Here is a 21,877-nt window from a genome sequence, read left to right as displayed (position 1 = left end):
GGCGGTGATGCTCAAGCTGATTGGGTCTATACTGGTCGCTCTGCTTGCGGCAGCTTCGTGCCGGGCGGCGGCTTCGGATGCGAGCGGGGGCGACAATGCCGCAGATTTTTCGCGCCCTTTCACCGAACAGTTTTCTTTATACTCGAGCACGCTCGGCGGGGCCCAGGAAATTCTCGTCGCCTTGCCGCCCGACTATGACGGGTCCGGCAGCGTGGCATATCCGGTGCTTTATGTTCTGAACAAGGAGCGCATTTTCGGCACGGTTCGCGAAACTGTCCATGTCGCCCTGCCTTCGGCTCAATTGCCTGCGATGATAATCGTGGGCATCGACGGGCCAGGGACCGGCGCCGGGCGTCAGGCGGCATTGGGAGCGGCGGAGGACGCCGCGCCGACACTGGAAGCCGCGGAAGATTACCTCGGCTTTCTAGCGCACGAGTTGATTCCAGCGATAGATGCGAAGTATCGAACCGATCCGGCGGACCGGGGTCTTCTGGGAGAATTCGATGGCGGAAGCGTTGCGCTTCTCTCGCTATTCCGGCAGCCGGAAATTTTCAGCCGGTATGTCGTTGCCAGCCCCGACCTCGGTGCGGAGGGCATGGATCTCTTCGACGCGGAGCAGGCTTCTTTCCATCGACACGCCTCGCCGAAAGCCCGGGTGTTCATCGGCATTCCCGGAGCGAACCGCTTCGCATCTAGCCGGACGCTCCGATTGATCGCGGAAATACGATCCAGGGGCTATGCCGACCTCTGGTTGCGGGAAATGGTGTTCAACGATTCCGATAGGTTCATGGCATTCCCACGGTCCGTGGCGCGCGGTCTGAGATCGGTCTATTGCGATCCTCCGCGCGAAACCGGATGCGGTCGCAACGAGATGCAGCCCTTCGCCCCGCTGCGATGAACGCCGATCAGGCCCGCTCGGTGATGGTTCCTTCGTTCGCGACCTTTCCAAGATCGCTGGAATGCAATTCGAGACGCCAGCCCGGCGCGAGGGTCATTGTGGCGTCCCGCCGGTTTCGCGCCGGGATCGTTCTGAGCGTTATGCCCTACCGTTTGAAAGAGACTATGCGCACGAGCCATTCGCTAACGCCGAGGGATGGGATATCTGCGTCGTCTGGCGCGGGCACCGTTTACCCGCTCGCCCAGCGGCTCTCGACGGCGCGGGGGGCTGACCTGATTCGAGGCTTTCGCCGGCGATGCGCCCGACGATGATTCTGTCGCGATCCTTCCTTCGATAGCTCCCTTGTCGGCAACTCGCAGGTTTCTGGGATAACCGTTCGCGGTATGGCCCGACCATTTATAATTTGGCTGGTTTCAAGTTCTGCCTGAGCGTTTCAGTTGTCGCTCCATATGCTGATAAAGGCACCGCAATTGCCGAAAAAAAATAGTGGCCGTGCCAAAGGGATGAAATGCCCCGCACGTATTCTTCCAGACATTATGCTCTCTAAATCACGCTGCGATTCCGTTATGATATAATGTCTTCGTGATACATCCCAGAATTTCGAAAACGCTGGAGCGTCGCGCAGGTTCTTACTTTACTTCTGGCAAAAGCAGATCATTTCACTGTTCCCTTAAATTGCGTCGCATCTCGAGCCGATCAGACCGCTGATAAGCACCAATCACTCCAGTATCTATGTGGTGTCCCAATGCAGATTCTATAATCTCGAAGGCAGCATCCATTTTCTCTTCTGCCCGATCGCGAAATGTCGTGCGAAATCCGTGGGGGCGAGCTGGAACTGTTCTCTTCTCAGGGAGGTCGACATTGCCATATAGGAAGTGGGCCTTCCACGCAGAGCGGACAACAACTACTCATTCTGAGAACGACGCCTCGCGATGTTTACGACCGCTAGCGCTTCAGGCGTGAGGGGTATGCGGTGCGCTCGCCCTGTCTCGATGCCTTCGGGTGTAAACGTCCAAACATTATGGCGAATTTCGTCGAAAGTGGCGAGGCAAACCTCGCTCGTTCTCGCAAGCGCCAGCATAAGAAAGCGCAATGCTAACGCAGCGGTGTGATCCTGAATGCAAAGCCAGCGCTAGAATTTGGGACCCGAAAAACCGAGCCCACCCGATAGCCCACCTTTTGAAATGCGAAATTGTGAAAACCAATTTTCAGCTATGTTGGGGGTCTATCGCGCACATCATTGCGGAATAACAAGCAAAAAGTACCAATATTTTAGCTATGTGAAGTTCGTTGTGTGTCCTCTTTTAGTACCATTTCTTCTTCTCTCGCCTCTCCGATCCGTGACCATCCGGACATGGGCGCGGGCGTTTGCGAGGTCCGCGGTGTAGGGGCCCGTACAGCCTCCAATGCGGACCGGACCCCCCGTTCGTGTTGGCGCGCGAAGCGTTCCTGAGAGGTCGAGGAATCGCGCTGGCTTCCTTGGGAAGTGCGACACGCGATGGAGATCTGGGTGGCGAATTGGCGGGACTGCGATGCGGTTCGCGGCACCGAGCTTCGCCGCGGCAATACATCGCGCACCAGTAGAGCCACCTACGGACCTTCCCCTATTCCGGCGAGCCTGACGCGGGGAGCATCCTCTTGGCCCCGCTAGCAGGAGGCCGCCATGGGAACCGCTTTGCAAGCAGACTTGCCCGTAAATGCCACGCCGGAAATCGACCCGCTCGACAACACCACCGGCTGCTGTCCGCGCTTCCATCCGGAAGGGTGGGATCGCCAGAGCCTGCATTTCGAGGACAAGCGCTTTGTCCGTGCCACCACTCGCTCGCAAGATCACGTGCCGGTCGACATGGATAAGGTATTCGGTCGCGTACACGAGGCGATAGCCGATGCAGGCGCGCTTGATGAGCCGCATTTCCTGGTCCTCAGCCGCGACCTTTCGTCCCGGGAGGCCGAGCACCTCTTCGCTGTCGATGGCGAGGTGCCGGACGAGGAAACCGTGACGTTGTCCGGACATTTTCGCACGCGCGTGTTCGATGCGCCCTATCCGGAGGCTCCTGTCCTGCTCGATGCCTTCGCGCGCGAGCTTGCCGACGAGGGGGAGGAAGTCGAGGAGAGCTACATCTTCTATACGACCTGCCCCAAATGCGCCGAGGCCTACGGTCACAATTACATGGTGGCGGTGGACAAGGTGCGTAGCCGGGAGCCTGAGGATCAGAAGGCGCCGCCGATCATGACGATGTGAATCGCGCGCGCATCGCCGCACTATCGCAAGGTCCCACGGTTCGCCGACGAGGTGTCCGGAAGGGCGAGCGCACTCCATCAATCGTGATGGCCGAGATATCGCGCGATAACCTGCCGATCGCTCAGCATCTCCTGCGGACTTCCGGAGAAAACCGTCATGCCCTCATCGAGCAGGTAGGCCCTGTCGATGACGTCCGTCATTTCGGGTACGTTCTGGTCGGTCATCAGCACGCCGATCCCGCGCTTCTTGAAATCCCGTATCATGCTCTTGATGCTCGCGATCGTAAGCGGGTCGATCCCCGCAAATGGCTCGTCCAGCAGGACGAATAGCGGATCGAGCGCCAGCGCCCGCGCGACCTCGCAGCGTCGCCTTTCGCCGCCCGACAAGGATGTCGCCTTGGCGCCGCGCAAATGTTCTATGCCCAGGTCCGCGAGCAACTCGTCCAGGCGCTGCCGGCGGATCCGTCGATCGGGCTCGACGATCTCGAGCATGGCCAGGATATTGTCGGCGACCGACAAGCCGCGAAAAACCGATGGCTGCTCGGGAAGATATCCCAGGCCCAGCATCGCGCGGCGATAGAAGGGCATCCTGGAGATATCCGTATCGTGCAGCATTATCCGCCCGGCATCGCATTTCACCAGGCCGAGAATGCAATAGAAGGTGACGGTCTTGCCCGCGCCATCGCGCCCGAACAGGCCGACTACCTCGCCTCCTTTCACCGTCAGCGATACACCGTTCAGAACCTGCCTTGCCCCGAAGGATTTCCGAATGTCGACGATGTCGAGAGCGGTTGGCGAACCATGCCGCTCGCCGCCATGTGAAGGCCGGGGCTCCGCTCGCGGCGCTCTCGTGTTTCTTTCGAGTTTCATCTCGATCCGTTCGCGCTGCCCTGCGTTCCGATTTCGCGCTCGGCTCGTCATCCTCGTCTGCGAAGCGCGCTGAAAAACCTAAACGATCACGCCAGGCGCAGACCTCCGGTTATCTACGGATATCGGTCACAACGGCGCATGACCAAACAGGTTGAAAGCCAGCCGAAGAGGGTGATCGGAATGCTTTTCCAACGATTGAGACCCAGCAAGCTGTTCGCCTGCGCGGTGGCGGTGATGATCGCGGCCTTCGCACCCTCATCTCCGTCTTTCGGGCAGGCTGAGAGCCAAACGCAGGAACCTGCGGTCGCCACGGCGACAGAAACGGACATGGTATTCGTTTCGGCCGAGAACCTGGCTGTGTCGGCAGTGACGACGGATGATCTGTTCGCGGCCGGCGGCACCGTGGTGACCAGTGGCGCGCAGGCCGATCACCTGTTCCTGGCCGGCGGGGAGATCGAGGTGATCGACGCGACCGTTCACGACCTGATCGCATGGGGTGGCGAGCTCCGGTTGCGTAGCGCGCAGGTCACCGACGATATCATCGTCGGTGGAGGCGATATCGTGGCGAGGCCGGGTTTCGATATCGGCGGGTCGGCCGTTCTCGCCGGTGGTTCGGTCAGGCTCGAAGCACCGGTGGGCGGGGACCTGCGGATCGGCGCGGGCGACATCTTCGTGAACTCCTCAGTGCAGGGCACGGCGCGCCTGTCTGGCGACACGATCGTGCTTGGCCCACTGGCGCGGATTGGAGGCGATCTCCTCTATCGTAGTGAAAATCTCACCATCCAGCCGGGCGCCGTTATCGAGGGCCGCAGGGCTGCCTTGCCGATGCCCGATCGATCCACTGCCGAGGAAATCGGCAAGGGCGTTGGCCAGCTGTTCCTGCTCTTTGGCCTATCCATCGTCCTGAGCTACTTCATTCTCGTGGCGCTGCTGGTCTTTTTTGCGCCGGGCCTGATGCGCTCTGCTTCGACCATGATGCGGGAAAAACCATGGCAGAGCTTCGGCATCGGCGTGCTCTACGCGCTGATCGTGCCGCTGCTCGTGGTGGCGCTCGTAGTTACGGTTGTCGCCGCACCTCTTGCCGTGCTGCTGATTGCCATCTCGGTGGCGCTCACTCCGATTGCGCTTGCCGTCACGGCCTACTTCGTCGGGATGAGCTTACGCAGGGTGACTACCGGAACTTCCGATCCGCCCGACACGCTCTTCGCGCGCATAATCTGGCCGCTGCTCGGAGTGATTGCGGTTTTCCTTCTCACCCTGATCCCGGTCGCGGGAGCGCTGATTTGGCTGCTCGCCATGGTCTTCGGACTGGGCGCGCTCGCGAAGCAGGCAGCAGGCGCGCTGACCGCACCCGCCATGTCACCGTCGGCTTGAAACGACCACCGGCGTCTTGCCCGAACCTCAAGGCCTGATCGCCACCTTGAGCACCCCGTCGCGCTGATGCGAGAATAGTTCGTAGGCGTCTTCGATCGACTCGAGCGGGTAACGATGTGTCACCAATGGGCCGGCATCGACGCGACCCGATGCCACGACGTCCATCAGCCGCCGCATCCTTTCCTTGCCGCCCGGACAGAGCGTAGTGCGGATCGTGTGGTCGCCCAACCCTGCTGCAAGCGGCTCTAGCGGGATAGTGAGGTCGTCCGAGTAGACACCGAGCGAGGAGAGCGTCCCCCCGGGCCTCAACACCCGCAAGGCACCTTCGAAGGTCTGCTGTGTCCCCAGCGCCTCGATCGCAACATCGACACCGCGATCGTCCGTGATCTTCAATATCTCGTCGACCGGATCGACCTTGGCGAAGTCCACGATATGCGTCGCGCCCATCTTTCTGGCCATTGCCTGCCGTTCCGGGACTGTCTCTACGCCAATGATCGTCGTCGCGCCCATCATGCGCGCGCCAGCCGTGGCGCACAGCCCGATCGGCCCCTGCGCGAATACGGCGACGGTATCCCCGATCTTGATCCGCCCGGATTCCGCGCCGCTGAAGCCGGTGGACATGATATCGGGACACATCAGCACCTGCTCGTCGGTCAATCCGTCGGGTACCGGCGCGAGGTTCGCCATCGCATCGGGGACGAGCAGGTATTCCGCCTGGGCGCCGTCTATCGTATTGCCGAAGCGCCATCCGCCGATCGCCTTGATGCCATGTTTGCCCTGGCCGCCGCATTGGGCATGGCACCCGCCCAGCGAAGCATAGGAAGTACCCGCCGGCGTAATCGCCCCGGCGATGACCCGCTGGCCCTCCTCATAACCTGTGACTGCCGAACCGAGCTTCTCGATTACGCCGACGGGCTCGTGACCGACCGTAAGACCCTTTTCGACCGGATATTCGCCCTTGAGAATATGCACATCGGTGCCGCAAATCGTCGTCGTGGTGACACGGATAAGCGCGTCCAGCGGGCCGACATCGGGGATCGGTTTCTCACCCAGGACGATCCGTCCGGGCTCGACGAAGATTGCGGCTTTCATAAGCTCGGCCATTCGCTCGCTCCATTGCCATTGTGAGAACAAGGCGAAGGATGCGATGCCGCTCGCACGAGGTAACTACGCAGAAGGCCTTAGTGATTCAGGTCCGGCCCGCCGGGCTAGATCGGCTTACCGTATATCTTCTCGATATCCTCCGCCCTGGCGAGCCCGGTTCCCGCGGTGATGAGCGAGGCCGCACCTGCCGCGATGCCCAAGCGAAACGCATCCTCGTCCGGCTTGCCCAGCGCGAGCCCGTAAATCATTGCCGCCAGACAACTGTCGCCGGCACCCACCGCGCTGGCGGTTTCCACCTGGGGAGCCGCGAGTTCGATCACACCGGCCTCGCTCGCCAGGATGCCGCCGCATTCGCCCATGGTCACCGCGACCAGCCTGGCGCCGCCGCTTCGGACAATGTCCATGGCGGCTTCGCCAATCGCATCCGGATCGGTGACCTTTTTGCCGACCAATTGCTGAAATTCCTTGAGATTGGGCTTGATCAGCTCGAACCCTCCGGCCTCGAGCCCGGCCGAGAGCGCCTCCCCGGATGAATCCAGTACTGTACGAATACCCCTTTTGTTGGCCGCGGCTGCAGCGCGAGCATAGAAGTCGGTCGGTACGCCATGCGGCAGCGATCCGCTCATGACCAGGAAATCGCTGGAGATCTGGTCCAGCCTGTCGAGACAACCCTGCCATTCGACTTCTCGCACCTCGGGGCCCGAAGGCACCAAGCGATACTCGTGTCCGGTTTCCTCTTCGAGTATGGTCGTGCTGATACGGGTTTCACCGCGCACGACGATGCGTTCGCGGACCAGCTGGTGGATGTCGAGCAGCGCGTCCAGCGCGATACCGGTCGATCCGCCGGACAGGTAGACACAGCGCGCGTTGCCGCCCATGCGGACGAATACGCGCGCAACATTGATACCCCCGCCGCCGGGATCCGCCAATTGCGGCGGAATGCGCACCTTGTCGGTGTGGCTCAGGCGCGGAACGGAGTAGGCGACGTCGATAGTTGGATTAAGCGTTAGGGTCGCGATGCTCAGCATGTCGTCAACTCCTTGGGGGAGGATATGTCATGCACCTCCCATGCCTCAGTCCGCCGGCGGATAAATCGCGGAACGTTACGTATTTCGGGATCGCGAAAGAGCGTTGAACCAATTGTAGCTCACATTCACAGAAGGGTCCCAACCCATGCCGATATCTTCATTTCAAGACCGGCGAGCGGCTGGAAAGGAACTCGCGTCAGAGCTCGCCAAGCGCATATGGCACGATCCCGTGATCCTCGCGCTTCCCCGCGGCGGCGTGCCGGTGGGGTTCGAAATCGCCAAGAAGCTTCGGGCGCCGCTCGACCTGGTCATGGTGCGCAAACTTGGTGCGCCAGGCAATAAGGAATTCGCTGTCGGGGCGATCGTCGACGGAGAGAATCCCCAGGTCGTCATCGACGCCGACGTGGCGCGGATGACCGGAGCGAGCGATGCCTACATCGAGCGCGCGAAGGAGGCCGCGCTGGCGGAGATCGGGCGGAGGCGCGTCATCTATGGTGCCATGAACCCCGTCTCTGTGAAAGATCGGACGGTCATCGTCGTCGATGATGGCATTGCGACGGGGAGCACGGCGCGTGCTGCGCTCGAGAGCATTCGCCAGGCCAGGCCGGCCAAGATCGTGCTGGCGGTACCCGTCGCCCCGCCCGACACGATCGCATCCCTGGCATCTCTATGTGACGAAGTGATCTGCCTGGCCAAGCCGCGCTCTTTCCAGGCCGTCGGAGCGCATTATGCCGACTTCGGGCAAACCAGCGACCGGGAAGTCGTCGAGTACCTTGCGAGGGCGCGCGAATTCTCGCCGGAGCAGACGGCCTGAGCAAGCTACTGCGCAATCGCGGGTTCGACCTTGGCGATGCCTTCGGCGGCCGCGACGTGGTTCTTTACGGCGACGAAACTGTCGGGCGTGACGGAAATCGAGTCGATCCCGCATTCGACCAGAAATTCGGCGAAGGCCGGATGATCGCTGGGCGCTTGCCCGCACAGGCCGACCGGAGTGTCATGCGCATGCGCCTCCGAAATCACATGCCGGATCATCCACATGACCGCCGCATCGCGGGCGTCGAATTGCTCGGCGAGGAGTTCGGAATCGCGATCGATTCCGAGGACGAGTTGGGTGAGATCGTTACTGCCGATAGAAAAGCCGTCGAACCGCTCGGCGAAGTCTCCCGCAAGCACGACATTGCTCGGCACTTCGCACATCACCAGGACTTCGAGGCCGGCCTGTCCGCGAGCGAGCCCGTTCGCGGCCATTTCCGCGAGCACGCGATCGGCCTCGTCGATTGTGCGGCAGAACGGCACCATGACCACGACATTGGTAAAGCCCATCGTCTCGCGCAGATGCCGGATCGCACGACATTCGAGCGCGAATCCCTCGCGGAACAGCGGCGACGCGTAACGCGATGCCCCGCGAAAGCCGAGCATCGGATTTTCTTCTTCCGGCTCGAACGCGCGGCCACCCAGCAAGTCCGCATACTCGTTGGTCTTGAAGTCGCTGAACCGGATCACGACAGGATGCGGATATTGCAGCGCGGCAATCCGCGCGAGCCCGCGGGACAGGCGATCGACGTAGAATTCGGCGTGCCCGCGATGACCGCGCGTAAGACGTTCGATTGCGGCACGCTCTTCGGGGTCGGCGATCCGCTCGGGCTGGAGCAACGCCATCGGGTGGACCTTTATGAGGTTGGAAATGACGAACTCCATCCGCGTAAGCCCGACCCCGTCGGACGGTAGTTTCCACCAGCGATAGGCGGCGCCCGGATCGGCAAGGTTGAGCATCACGCGCGTTCGGGTCGCAGGGAGCGCGGAGAGATCGATCCGCTCTTCACGGATCTCCGACCGTCCTTCATGGACGAGACCGTGCTCGCCGGCGGTGCAATTGACCGTGACTTTCTGCCCTTCTTGGAGCTGTTCGGTCGCATTGCCGCATCCGACAATGGCCGGCACCCCCAGCTCGCGACTGACGATCGCGGCATGCGACGTGCGTCCGCCGTGATCGGTGACGATCGCTGCCGCCCGTTTCATCACCGGCACCCAATCGGGATCGGTCACCCCGGTCACCAGCACCGATCCGTCGACGAAGCGATCAATCTCGGCGGCGCCCGAAATGACGCAGACGGATCCGGTCGCGGCTTGCGATCCGATGGCTTGTCCTTCGACCAGCACGGGACCTGGCCGAAGCACTTTCGAGCTGTGCAGGATGTCTGCGCGATCCTGCGCCTGCACGGTCTCGGGCCGTGCCTGGACGATGAAGAGCTCGCCCTGCCGGCCGTTTTTCGCCCATTCGATGTCCATCGGGCAACCATAATGGCGCTCGATTACCGCTGCCCATCGCGCAAGAGTTAGAATCTCTTCATCTTCCAGTACGGCGGCGTGCTGTTCGGGCTCGCTTGTATCGACCCATCGGGTGCCGGAATCATCGTTCGAGTAGATGAGCTTGCGCTGTTTGGCCCCGCACCGCTTCTTGATGATCGGGCACAGGCTTCGATCTTCAAGCAGCGGCTTGAAGACGTGATATTCATCGGGCTCGATGGAGCCTTGCACAACGCTTTCGCCCAGTCCCCATGCCGCATTGATCAGCACGACCCGGTCGAAACCGGTTTCGGTGTCGATCGAGAACATGACGCCCGCACCCGCCCGGTCGGAACGGATCATCCGTTGCACGCCGACCGAGAGCGCCACGGCAGAGTGTTCGAAGCTTTTCAATTCGCGATAGACGATTGCGCGATCGGTGTAGAGCGAGGCGAAGCAACGCTTGCACGCGCCGAGCAATGCATCTTCGCCGACGATGTTGAGAAACGTCTCCTGCTGTCCGGCAAAGCTCGCGTCGGGCAAATCTTCGGCCGTCGCGCTCGAACGGACGGCTACGCCCGCCGCTCCCGATCCGTCGCGCGCGTCGAGTTCGCGATAGGCGGCGAGGATCGCATCGGCGATCGGCTCCGGCCATTCGCCTGCAAGAATTGCGCTCCGGATTGCGGCGCCCGCTTGCGAAAGGCTCGCCCGGCCATCCTGATAGTTCGCAATTTCCCCGGCAATCACCTCGTCGAGATCATTGGCGCCCAGAAATGCGCGATAGGCGGCGGCGCTGGTGGCAAAGCCTGGCGGCACGCGAATGCCCTTGCCTGCCAGCGCGCCGATCATCTCGCCCAGAGAGGCGTTCTTGCCGCCCACTTTCGCCGTGTCCTCGCGCGTCAGGGCTTCGAACGGGTAAATGATCGGGTCATCGCTCATGTCGCTTTATCTTTCACCCCCGCATGTTCGGGTTTGGAAACCGTGTCTGGAGTGTCCCCGATCCGCGCCTCGACCTCGCGGCATTCGCCGGCTGGCGGAAAGGCGATCAGTTCCCCGTCGAACGGCTCGCCATCGACAATCAAGTGTGCCCGCGCACGTCCATGGAGGGGCCCCTCGCGGGCGAGTTTGATGCGGATCGTCCCGCCGCCCCGCCGCAGGGTCGCTTCATAGCCATCCCATCCTTCCGGTAGCGAGGGCGAGATGTGCACCCGCCCATCGCGCAAGGTGAGGCCGAGAATCCCTTCTACCGCGAGCCGCCAGGTCCATGCCGCGGCACCGGTGTACCAGCTCCACCCGCCCATTCCGCGATGGCGGCCCACCGAGCCGATATCGGCCGCCACGGAGTAAGGTTCGGTACGATAGATATCTGCCGACTGCCGCTCGCGTGCGTGTTCGATCGGGTTGAGCATGGTGAAGATGCGATGCGCGTGATTGCCCTGGCCGGTCCGTGCGAGAGCCAGACCCAACCAGGCCGCGGCGTGCGAATACTGCCCCCCGTTTTCGCGGATGCCCGGAGGGTAAGCCATGATATAGCCGGGATCGTGCGCCGACTTGTCGAAAGGCGGCCATAGCAGTCGCGCGATTCCGGCCTCTTCGTCGACCAGCTCGCGCAGCGCGGCCTGGAGCGCGGTTCGGCTCCGCGTACTCGCGCCACCGGCGAAGACGGACCAGGATTGCGAGATGGAGTCGATCCAGCATTCGTCGTTTTCCTGCGAGCCGAGCGGTGTCCCCTCATCGTCGTAGGCTCGGCGATACCATTCGCCGTCCCATCCTGAATGCTCTGCATTGCGCCGCCAGGTCGCGGCGCGTTCCGCCCAGTGGCGCGATTCCGGGATACGGCCCAAGAGCCGCTCGCAATGCGCCAGCGACGCGGCGCAGACCGAGGCGAACCAGGCAAGCCAGACGCTCTCGCCCCTGCCCTTGTCACCGACCCGGTCCATCCCGTCGTTCCAGTCGCCGGTTCCGATGAGCGGGAGCATGTGGCTGCCCAGCTCGACCCGCTCGAGCGCCCGTTCGCAATGCTCTATCAGCGAACGGGGCACTCCCCCGGCATCGTACATCGCGTAGCGATCGTGCTCGTTGTCGGCGAGCGGGGGCGCCGTGAGAAAGCGAACCTCCTCCTCGAGGATCGACGTGTCACCCGTGGCGTTTACGTAATGCGCCGACGCATAGGGGAGCCACAGCAGATCGTCGGTAATGCGGGTTCGTACACCGCGTCCGGCGGGCGGGTGCCACCAGTGCAGCACGTCGCCCTCCTCGAACTGATGCGCAGCGCAAGTGAGGATATGGTCGCGGACGCGTTCCGGGTCGGCATGCAGGAAGGCGAGGACGTCCTGCAATTGATCGCGAAAACCGATCGCACCGCTGGCTTGATAGAAGCCGGTACGTGCGAGAATGCGCGAGGACAGGCTCTGGTAGAGCAGCCAGCGATTGACCAGGATATCGAGCGCCGGGTCGGGCGTCTCGACTTCGACCGCGCCCAGCAGGTCGTCCCAATAGGCGGTGTTCTCGGCCTCGGCCGCCACGCCGCGGCCGACCGAACGCCAGTCGCGCGCCAAGGCGAGCGCCTCCTGTTCGGTCTCCGCTTCGCCGAGCACGAAGAGAATCTCGCGGCTTTCTCCTCGAGCGAGGTCGAGATGCACCTGGTAGGCGGCGCAGGCGTCCGCGCCGGCGACCTCGGAATTGTCGAGGCCCCAGCGGCCAAGTGCGGCGGGCCGTGCGAGATTGCCTTCTCGGCCGATGAACTCCTGGCGGTCGGTCGCGAAGCCGTGCGCATGCTCGCTCGCCGTGAGAAAAGCGCTCCGCCCGGCAAAATCGGCATTCCACGGATTGGTCGCAACTATCGCCTGCGCGTCGGGATAAAAGCGGCAATGGACGTGACGCCGCGCGATGCCGGGGAGCGAGCCCAGCAGCCATTCCGCGTAATACGTTGCCGTGATGCGCCGATCGCGCCGGCCGAGATTGCGCAGGGTTAGACGGATGAGCTTGACCGGGGCATCCCGGGCAACCGTTACGGTCATGCGCTGCTCGATCCCGCGGCTCGCCTGGCGCCATTCGGTGAATCCCGCACCATGCCGAACCTGGCAGGTCATGTCGCGCCCGGCGGGATCGGGCGTAACCGACCATACCTGCGACGTTTCCTCGTCGCGCAGATAAAGGATCTCGGTCTGGCGGTCCGTGACCGGATCGTTCGTCCAGGGGGTCAGCCGATATTCGCCGCTGTTGACCGACCAGGTGAAGCCACCGCCGGACTCGGTGACGAGCGTCCCGAATGCTTCGTTTGCCAGTACGTTGACCCATGGCGCGGGCGTCGTGTTACCCGGCTCGAGATGGATCAGATACTCGCGTCCATCTGAGGTGAACCCGCCATATCCGTTGTCGCACAGCAGATCGTCCGGCCTTGCTGGCGGACGTTGCGGCTCGGGCTCGAATTCGAGCGAGGGAAGGATCGGCGGGGGCTCGAGGCGATGCGGCATGGCTCGCGCGATCTGGTCGGCCAGCGATCCGTTCGAGCCGTCGAGGACCGCCCACGCCATCGCTTCGAGCAAGCGCACATGCCCTGAACCGATCTGGTCCGCGAAGACGAGGTGAATGCCGCCATTGCGGCCCAGCATTTCGGTCGCGCCGACTTCCTGAAGCAGGCTCACCAAAGCGTCACGGACAGGCTCGATATAGGCCGAACCCAGAGTCTGGAGGATGACGATGTCGACCTGGAGGCCCGCGCGGCGCCACAATTGATGCGCGCCGATCACCAGGTCCAACAGTTCGTTTTCCTCCAGTTCCCCCTTCAGGAGCAGGATCGGCAAGTCGCCCGAAAGTGCGAGGCCCCACAGGTTCTGCTGGCCTAGCGCATTGCCGCGGATCGTGGCGCGCTCGGCCCGCAGGGCGGAGTGCGGATAGACCATGAGCGAGCCGAGTGCCTGGACATCGGGCAACAGATCAGGCGCGATGCGAGCGCGGTGGATTGCCCGTGAGACTTCCCGCTCGGCATCGTCGGTCAGCCAGCGGATTGCCGAGAGCGTAGCGTGACGCTCGAGCAGTTCGAGGGCGCTCGATCGCGAGGCTGCGGCGATCGTGACGAAGCACAGCTCTTTCGTTTCACCCGGTTCCATATCGAAACGCAGCTGAAAGCATGCAGCGGGATCGAGCGTCCAACCCTGGGTGCCGGAGAGGCTTCGCGTGGCTCCTAACGGCGCGTGCGCGGTGCGGTTGCGGCCGAGAAACAGCCGGCGATCGCATTCGAAGCTCACATCGGGGACGATCCCGTCGGCCCCGATGACCGTCTGCAAGAGCACAGGCGGTGTATCCTCGGGACGGCGCGGGCGGCGGGTGAACAGCAATGCGCCGGGCTCGGCGAGATAATCGCTGCGCACGAACATCTTGCTGAATGCGAGGTGGCGTTCGTCCTCCAGCGGCGGCGCGAGGGCGATCTCCGCATAGCTCGTCAATCGGAGAGACCGGCGACGGCTGCTTTCGTTGGTGATCAGCAGCCGGCGCAATTCGATATCGTCGCTCGCGCCGACAGTCACCTCGAGCCGGGTATTTATCCGGCTGTCGCGCCGCTGGAATTCCGCCGCGTGGCTGCGGAAAGTAATGCTCTCCTCGGCCGGAGCGACCCCTGTGGGCTGGCGCGTTGCCGACCACACGCGTTCGCTGTGCTCGTCGCGCAGGTAAAACCAGAAACCCTCGGCATCGCGCGTGGCGTCCGGCACGAAACGTGTCAGCGCCTGACCATTCCAGAACAGCCCGCCACCGCCCGAAGAGGATATGCGGCTCGACAACCGACCGTTGCCGAGAAGATGCGTTTGCGGGAACGAGGTCTCGGTCGGAGTCCAATTGTACCGGATCTGAGTGTTGGCGCCGGCGGCATCGTCGATCGTGACCGTTTCAAGCCGTTCGATCTCGGCCGGCAGTTCGTGCGGGATGCGTTCCGACAAGAGCAAGGTCGTAAGCTGAATCTGCGGATCCCGCGTAAACCGGTCCACCAGAACGTCGCCGGTGAGCAGGTTTCCGATCGCGCACAGGATCATGCCCTGATGGTGCGCCATGAATGCATTGACCGGCGTGAAGGTGCCGTCCGATGCCGGTGCGCGATGCGGCGTGAAATCGATCGCTTCCCATAGACCGTATCGGCCGCCGGCCCCGAGACTCTCCAACCGCTTGAGGTTGGCCTGGGCAGCGACCGGGTCGTGGGCCAAGGCGAGGGCGGAGGCATAGGGCGCGATCACCAGGTCCTGGGCGAGGCCGCGGCGCAACCCCAGGCCCGGCACACCGAAGGCGCGGTAACGAAAGCGATGTTCGGGATCGCGCGCCGCGTAGGCGGATTCGGAAATCCCCCAGGGCGTGCTGCTGGATTGGCCATAGCGGCGATGCACCGCGACGGCGGTGTGCTCGCTCTCGCCCAGCAGCGTGTCGGGCCCGCTCGGCATCAACAGGCGGGGCATCAGATATTCGAACATCGAGCCGTTCCACGAGACCAGCGCGACGTTACCATCCGCGCGGGTTATCGGACGCCCGAGATGGAACCAGTGCTCGACCGCGACATCCTTCTTGGCGATGGCGAAGAAGCTCGCGATGCGCGCTTCGGAGGCCAGCAGATCGTAGTGATGGACGTCGGTCTTGGCCGTGCTCACATTGTGGCCGATGAAGAATAGACGGCGTTCCTTGTCGTAGAGCCAGGTGAAATCCATTTCCCAGGCAAGCCGTTCGGTTTCGTGCGCGAGCGCGATCAGCTCCGAGCCGATCGTCGGAACCGTTGCCGTGTCGCGCGCCATATCGTGGATGTGATGCCTGAGGCGTTCGATCCAGATATTGAGATCGCGCACTTGCTCGGCGCGATCGTTGGCCGCGCGCTTCATGATGTGCGCACCTTCCGCCTCGAGCGCGGGAAGATCATCGCTCAGCAGCCGATGCAGGAGGATCTGCGCATCTGCGGCATCGTCTCCCTGCCGCGATGCATCCTCGCCCATGCGCCCGACGCGCGCGCGAAATTCCTCGCTGTCGTCGAGCTCGCCGGCATGTTCGGCGACAAGGGCGAAGAGATCCTGCAACCCCGCCCAGCGCTGGTCTTCGAGCGCGTTTTCCCTCGCCGCGTCACGCAGACAATGTGCGTAGCTGACCAAGGCGGCCGCGAGATTGCCGCTATCGACCGTGGAGACATAGCGCGGCTCGAGCGGACGCAGGTGATGCGTCTCGTACCAGTTGAGAAAATGACCGCGGTGCCGTTCGAGCTGCCCCAGACTATCGAGGACATTGCGCGTTCGCGCGGCCAGCTCGACCCGCCCGACGAAGCCCAGATCCCATGCGCTGGCCGTCGACAGGATCAGCATCGCGATATTGGTCGGCGAGGTGCGGTGCGCGATTTCCTCGTGCGGTGGCCCCTGGTAATTGTCCGGAGGCAGCCAGTTGTCGCCCGGTCCGGCAAAGGTCTCGAAATAGAGCCAGGTCCGGCGTGCCAGTTGGCGCAGATAGGGAATGTCGAGTTTGCCCTCGGTCGGTCCGGCCCTGCGCCGCGGCAGCTCGATGAAACGGGCTATCTCGGGCGCGAGCGCCCACGGGAGGATCAAGAACAATGCCGGCGCAATTGCGGCAGGCCGGAAAAGGTAAACTGCTGTCGCAATGGCAATCGCAAGCAACGGAGCAGGGGCCATTTGCCGCCATAGGGCGAACCTGCGGGGCTCGCCCCCGGCGTGCGCCGCGACATGCGCAGCCGAGGTCCATTCGAGCAGGTTTCGTTTGCTGACGTAACGGCGCCACAGGGTCACCACGATCGCATGGAGCGAAAGCAAGGCCTCGTGCAGCATGAAGACGATAACCAGAAGCCATCGGCCGGTCTGGTCGATCATCCGCGCCCGGAAGCCGAAGGTTGCGCCGCGGCGACGGCCGCGGGTCAGGCCGCTGGCGAGGTCGATCAGAAGTTGCCCGGCAGGAGCAAGCAGGACCAACGCCGTCCAGAACCAGGGGCTGCCCGGCAGAACCAGCCAGCCGGCCATGGCGAGCACCACCAGTCCCGGCTGTACCAGGCTGCGGCGCAGATTGTCGAACATCTTCCAGCGATCCAGCGCGCCGACCGGATTGCGGATTCGCGTGCCGTTAGTGCCCGGCACTCTGCGCATCAGCCATGGAAGCAGCTGCCAATCGCCGCGGATCCATCGATGGAGGCGCTGTGCATAGTGCCGATACGTGTCGGGGAACCCCTCGTAGAGCACGATGTCCGTCGCCAGCGCGGCCCTGCCCAGCGCACCCTCGAAGAGATCGTGGCTCAGGATCGCGTTCTCCGGGACCCTCCCATCCGCTGCAGCATGGAAGGCGGCGAGGTCGTAAATCCCCTTGCCGACGAAGATGCCGGAACCGAACAGGTCTTGGTACACGTCGGATACTGCGCGGCTGTAGATATCGATCGCGGTTTCGCCGGTGAAGAGCCGGGCAAAGAGGGTTCGCTCGCCGCTGGCAGGCGAAATCTCGACACGCGGCTGGATGATCGAATATCCGCGCTGCAACCGGCCTTCGCGCGTCATCGCCGGTCGGTTGAGCGGGTGGGCGAGCGTTCCCGCAAGCTTTGCCACCGAGCCGCTCGGCAGAATCGTGTCGGCATCGAGCGTCAGGACGAAACGCGTGGCGTCGAGCGCGATCCGATCGCCGACCCTGATCGTGAAGGGCGCGCCGTCGCCCTCGACTATCAGCCGGTTGAACTGCTCGAGCTTGCCGCGTTTGCGTTCCCACGCCATCCAGCAGCCTTGCTGCGGATTGAAGAGCCGCGGGCGCATCAGCAGATGGAATGGCCCGATACCGCGAGACCCGTACCGTTCGCTAAGGTCTTCGACTGCCGATTCCAGCGCCTCTATTATCGCGTGGTCGCCGGGCAGGGTTTCCTCGGGCGCATCGGCGAGATCGGCGAGCAGCGCCACCTGCAATGCTGGATCGGTGTTCGCCAGCCAATGCATCTCCATCTGACGCTTGAGCGCTTCGACTTCCTCCTGCCGCGCGATGACGACGGGGACGGTTACGGTCACCGGGAATTCCGCCGGGATGCCGCGCTCGCTGTCGAGTTTTGGCAGGACGCAAGGTTCGGTTATTCTCGTCACGACCCAGTGAACCAGGGTGATCGCAAGAATCGAGGCCGGTATCTGGCTCAGAAGCAATGCGGCGACCCAGCCGATCCAGCCGGCCCCGATCCAGGCCAGATAAAATGCGGGCAGTACCGCGCAGAGCACCGCGGAGATCGTCATGCCTGCAGCGAAGAATCGTCCGGGGCGGGCGAGTATCGCGCGCTTGAAGGCCCTCCTCGGCTCAGGCTTCGCATCGAACTGTCGTTCGAGTTCGGCGCGCCCATCGTCGATCAACCAGTAGCCGACGTGGAAACCGACCTTCTCGGAGCGTTCGCTTCGGCTACGCGCGATCGCTTCGCGCGCTACTTCGATCTCGGGGACGCTACCCCATTTTGCGATTTCCTCGACCGCGGTGCGATAATGATCGCGTGTTTCGAAATCCATCCGCCCATAGGTACCGTGCGGATCCTCGCGCAGCGCCTTCTCCACCAGGCTGGTGCGTTCGAAAAACTCCTCCCACGGGATCGCCGCCGCTTCGGCCAAATTCGAGATCGAGCGTGCGACGCGCTCGGTCGGCTCGAGCGAATGCGCATCGCCAGCGCATGTAGACACAGCGAAACCGAGCCGCACCTGCCCAGCGAGCATCGGAGTGAGCGCAGCAGCCAGGATTTCGATGCAGGCGACCCTGACCATGGTCGGAAACGCCCATAGCTCGGCAATGGTCAGCGGCTTGCTCCGCTGATAGGCGGAGACGAAGCGAACCGCATTGGCCAGCGAGAGTTGCAGGTGCGTGGCGCGCAATAGTTCGTGCGCGATCATGTAGATGCGCGGCCCACACGCCCCTTCGTCCGCCAGCGCCGGTAGCCGTTTGTAGAACGCGTCGGGCATGTCCTTGCGGATGAGCCGCAAGGCTCGGCTCACCTGATAATCATTGTCGAGCACCCACTCGGCAGCCTTGGCGGCATCCGGATCCGGCTTGCGACAGGCCAGCCGTGCTTGATTGAGCCAGTTCTCGACCGCCTTCGGATTGCGGATGATATCGAGTGGGGCGGCGCTTCTCTGGGTGACGCTGTGCTTTTGACCCAGCTCCTCGGCCGCCAGTTCCAGGGGCGAAGTGAGTTCGGCAGCCTCGGCCACTAACCGAAACGAAAGACCGATTGGCCGTCCGGTTCGAGATCGTCACCGCAAAAACCGGTCACGAGATTGGGTCGGACCATCAATACGGGCATGGTGCAATGCGTGGCGAGATATTCGGCAACGCTACCGCACGGCACATCGCTGAGCGCGGTTGCCCCGTGCGACGACATCACCACGAGATCGACGTCCTTCTCCCGCGCGAACTGGCAGGTCGCCTGGCGTGGCTCGGCGGGACCCAGCAGGGTCGAGTGTACGACGAGGCCGACTTCTTGGGCACGGAGCCGCAATTGCTCGAGGTGTTCGCGTGCGCCTCGTGCGCTCTGGCGCTCGATTTCCGAATGCAGGTCTTGGGCCTGTCCGGCTCTGAAACCGGACAGGCGGCGCACCGGCGGCACGACGTGGACCAGTATCAATTCGGCACCATGGGCACGCGCGATGATGAGAGCGACCGGGATTACGCTCTCGGCGCGCGGGGATCCGTCGACCGGCACCAGAATCCGGCGATAGGTCGGCGCCACCCTCGCTTGTGGAGGCACCAGAAGCAATGAAGCCGATCCATGCTCCAGCAGGCGCAGCACCGTCGAACCCAGGGCGTGGCGGCCGCTGTCGTTTCTCGTCGCGAGCGCCAGCAATGTGGTGCCGTGCGTTTCGCTCCAGTCGATCAATTCGTCGCCGGCATCGCCGCTCAACAGAACCGCCGCAGGTTGCCGGGGTCCATTGGCATCCTCGGCGAGCTTGCGTAGCTGCGAGTGGTGTTCCTGCCGGCGCAATTGCCACTCGATCGGATCGACGGGCGCCCCATAGCGCCCGCCCTCTTCGATCACCCTGGCGAGCGTCATCTCCAGGCCCAGGCTGCGCGCCACTGCTCCTGCGTGGATCGTGACCGCGCGCGCCATCGGCGTCTCGTCGACGCAGGCCAGCAGCCGCGGCCCCTTTGCCGCATGCGGCGTGTTTTCGCGGAGCTCTTCGGAAATCGCTCGAGACGTCGCCGGTGGCGGATCGCTGGCTAGCTGCAAGTCCGACTGGCTTAGCATTGTCTTGACCTCTTCGAATCTGACGATCCCCTGCCGCCCGGGCGAAGATGCTGCGGCGTTGCGTGACTCGACATAGGGAACGTTCCTTATGGGGGACGGGCGGTTGGTCGCGAGCGGTGAGAGTAAGGGTCCTGCGCTACCCAACCACTTCCGAGTCGGGCCACATGGCGCGAATTCCGCGTGGCAGCGACCTAGCGACCTTTTCGATCTGGCCGCGCGAGAGGTGGCGGTCGAGCACGCCGAACACCGATTGCACGGCGTCCCTGGGATCCACCCCGCGGCTATCGCGCAGGCCGTCGGCAACGGCCTGCAGGAACTCGTCTCCCCCGTGGGTCGAGCGCGGCAAGCCGGTGGGGTCGAACCGATCGTAGAAGGTTCCGCGCACGATCAAGGGCAGTTGCGCACCGAAATGGGCCGAAAGCTCCAACGGCAGATGGTCGCGCAGTTGCTGCAGGACGACCGACAGAACCCGCCAGGCAAAGGCGCGGTCCGGACCGATATCGCTCTGAATTTCCTCTAGCCAGATGGCCGTGGTTTGCAGGGATTTGTCGAACAAGGGCAGAATCGTGGCGCTCATCATGTTCTCCGAAAGGTGCTGAACGAGGGAATTGCGAAGCTAGGCGCCAATGCCGCTCGCCGTCATTACGCAAACCTCCCGAGGGGTGATTTCCGGACACAGCCAAAGCATGCCAATCGGGACATCTACGGATGTGTTCGGACGGCCGGAGCGCCAAAGGTGCGGAGCGCATTCAATTGGCGGGAACGAGCAACGGCATGGCAGGACGCAGGCCCATCAGTCTTCCATTCGTCCGCGGGCGATGACCGCCTTGTGGGAAATCGCCCTGGTCCTTGCCCTGGCGGCGGCTGCCGTGTGGTGGGCCGGTACGCGTCTTCCGGCCTATGTCGTTGCGCTGAGCGACAAGACGGGCATCGGACATGGTCTGGCAGGGATGCTCGTGCTGGGCGGGATCACTTCGCTACCCGAACTCGCGACGGGTACGACCGCAGCCGCGATCGGCGTGCCGCTATTGTCCCTCAACGACATTCTCGGCAGCGCGAGCTTGAATCTTCTGTTGTTGGCGCTTGCGGATATGGTGCTTGGCCCGGCGCCGCTGACATCGGTCGTGGCGCGGCCCGTCACGCTGATCCAGGGCGTGCTGGGCATGATCCTGTTCGCTCTCGTTGGCGCAGCCATCGGGATTGGAGGCGGAGATTGGGGCGGCCCGGCGGGCGCCTGGGCCATCGCGATTTTCCTCGCCGTGCTGCTTGCCCTGGTGGTTTCCGATCGCGCCGAGCGGCGGCCGATGTGGCAGGTGGTCAATCCGCCCGACCTCGAACTGGTCGAGGAAGCCAGGCAAAGACCCATCTCTACGGGCAAGCTTGCAGTGGTGCTGGGCGCCCTTACGGCAATCATTCTGGTCGGGGGTGTCACGCTCGCCAATACCGGTGAGGCAATCGCCCGCGAAACCGGCCTGGGTGCAGGAGTGGTCGGTTTCCTCATCATCGCGATCGCCACCTCGCTCCCCGAGGCGAGTGCTATCGTCGGGGCAATGCGAAACCGGCGATACGAACTCGCGATCGGCGAGATCTTCGGCTCGAACATGTTCAATCTCGCCATCATACTCGCGATCGACCTGGTCGCCTCGGGCGAACCGGTGATCGAGCAGGCGGGCGATTTCGAAATCGCGGCTGCAATGCTGGCGCTGGTGCTGACGGGGATATTCGTACTCGGCCTCATCGAGCGGCGCGATCGGACGGTGCTGCGCATGGGGCAGGACTCGATCGCCGCGATATTGGTCTACTTCTGCGGTCTCGCAATGCTGCTTTCGCTTGCGCCGTAACGTCCGGCAATTGCGG

The 21,877-nt window shown here is 63.3% G+C and carries 12 protein-coding genes; 5 read left to right on the top strand and 7 right to left on the bottom strand.

The window, feature by feature from the left end:
* Positions 1-7: 7 nt before the first annotated feature.
* Together ASS64_RS13785 and ASS64_RS13780 are read left to right on the top strand one after the other, a co-directional pair.
* Positions 8-898: an alpha/beta hydrolase gene (locus ASS64_RS13785; RefSeq protein WP_067695725.1), complete on the top strand. Its 891-nt coding sequence runs from the start codon at positions 8-10 to the stop codon at positions 896-898.
* Positions 899-2,561: 1,663 nt separating this feature from the next.
* A complete protein-coding gene (locus tag ASS64_RS13780; RefSeq protein ID WP_067695722.1) occupies positions 2,562-3,140 on the top strand; it encodes a hydrolase in 579 nt (192 codons plus the stop codon).
* 77 nt (positions 3,141-3,217) lie between these two features.
* On the opposite strand, the gene lptB is transcribed toward ASS64_RS13780, so the two are convergent.
* Positions 3,218-4,009: an LPS export ABC transporter ATP-binding protein gene (lptB, locus tag ASS64_RS13775; RefSeq protein ID WP_067695719.1), complete on the bottom strand. Its 792-nt coding sequence runs from the start codon at positions 4,007-4,009 to the stop codon at positions 3,218-3,220.
* A 138-nt stretch (positions 4,010-4,147) separates the two neighbouring features.
* On the opposite strand from lptB, the gene ASS64_RS13770 reads away from it, so the two are divergent.
* The gene (locus tag ASS64_RS13770) at positions 4,148-5,383 is read left to right on the top strand and encodes a hypothetical protein (RefSeq protein WP_067695716.1); all 1,236 of its coding nucleotides are present in this window, start codon (positions 4,148-4,150) and stop codon (positions 5,381-5,383) included.
* Between the two features lie 27 nt (positions 5,384-5,410).
* Here ASS64_RS13770 and ASS64_RS13765 read toward each other — a convergent pair whose 3' ends face one another.
* Together ASS64_RS13765 and ASS64_RS13760 are read right to left on the bottom strand one after the other, a co-directional pair.
* A complete protein-coding gene (locus ASS64_RS13765) occupies positions 5,411-6,487 on the bottom strand; it encodes an NAD(P)-dependent alcohol dehydrogenase (RefSeq protein WP_067695713.1) in 1,077 nt (358 codons plus the stop codon).
* A 104-nt stretch (positions 6,488-6,591) separates the two neighbouring features.
* Positions 6,592-7,515 (bottom strand): 1-phosphofructokinase family hexose kinase, encoded by a 924-nt coding sequence (locus ASS64_RS13760; RefSeq protein ID WP_067695710.1) that lies wholly within the window; start codon positions 7,513-7,515, stop codon positions 6,592-6,594.
* A 145-nt stretch (positions 7,516-7,660) separates the two neighbouring features.
* Here ASS64_RS13760 and ASS64_RS13755 point away from each other — a divergent pair, with 145 nt between their 5' ends.
* Positions 7,661-8,329, top strand: coding sequence for a phosphoribosyltransferase (locus tag ASS64_RS13755; RefSeq protein ID WP_067695707.1), 669 nt, complete (start codon positions 7,661-7,663; stop codon positions 8,327-8,329).
* A 5-nt stretch (positions 8,330-8,334) separates the two neighbouring features.
* Here ASS64_RS13755 and ppsA read toward each other — a convergent pair whose 3' ends face one another.
* From ppsA to ASS64_RS13735, 4 genes are all read right to left on the bottom strand, one after another.
* A complete protein-coding gene (ppsA, locus tag ASS64_RS13750; RefSeq protein ID WP_067695705.1) occupies positions 8,335-10,740 on the bottom strand; it encodes a phosphoenolpyruvate synthase in 2,406 nt (801 codons plus the stop codon).
* Entirely contained in the window at positions 10,737-18,986 is an 8,250-nt protein-coding gene (locus tag ASS64_RS13745; RefSeq protein WP_067695703.1) for a GH36-type glycosyl hydrolase domain-containing protein, read from the bottom strand. Before ASS64_RS13745 ends, ppsA begins: the two co-directional genes overlap by 4 nt.
* Positions 18,986-20,020: a universal stress protein gene (locus tag ASS64_RS13740; protein WP_083508379.1), complete on the bottom strand. Its 1,035-nt coding sequence runs from the start codon at positions 20,018-20,020 to the stop codon at positions 18,986-18,988. Before ASS64_RS13740 ends, ASS64_RS13745 begins: the two co-directional genes overlap by 1 nt.
* 136 nt (positions 20,021-20,156) lie before the next feature.
* Positions 20,157-20,597 (bottom strand): DUF2267 domain-containing protein, encoded by a 441-nt coding sequence (locus ASS64_RS13735; RefSeq protein ID WP_067696212.1) that lies wholly within the window; start codon positions 20,595-20,597, stop codon positions 20,157-20,159.
* A gap of 241 nt (positions 20,598-20,838) precedes the next feature.
* Between ASS64_RS13735 and ASS64_RS13730 the strand changes: the two genes are divergently transcribed.
* Positions 20,839-21,861, top strand: a complete 1,023-nt coding sequence (locus ASS64_RS13730) for a sodium:calcium antiporter (RefSeq protein ID WP_198147721.1) — start codon at positions 20,839-20,841, stop codon at positions 21,859-21,861.
* Positions 21,862-21,877: the final 16 nt, after the last annotated feature.

Source organism: Erythrobacter sp. AP23, from assembly GCF_001542855.1.
GTDB lineage: Bacteria > Pseudomonadota > Alphaproteobacteria > Sphingomonadales > Sphingomonadaceae > Qipengyuania.
Note: the sequence above shows the minus strand (reverse complement) of the source record. Positions and strands in the feature narration are given on the sequence as shown.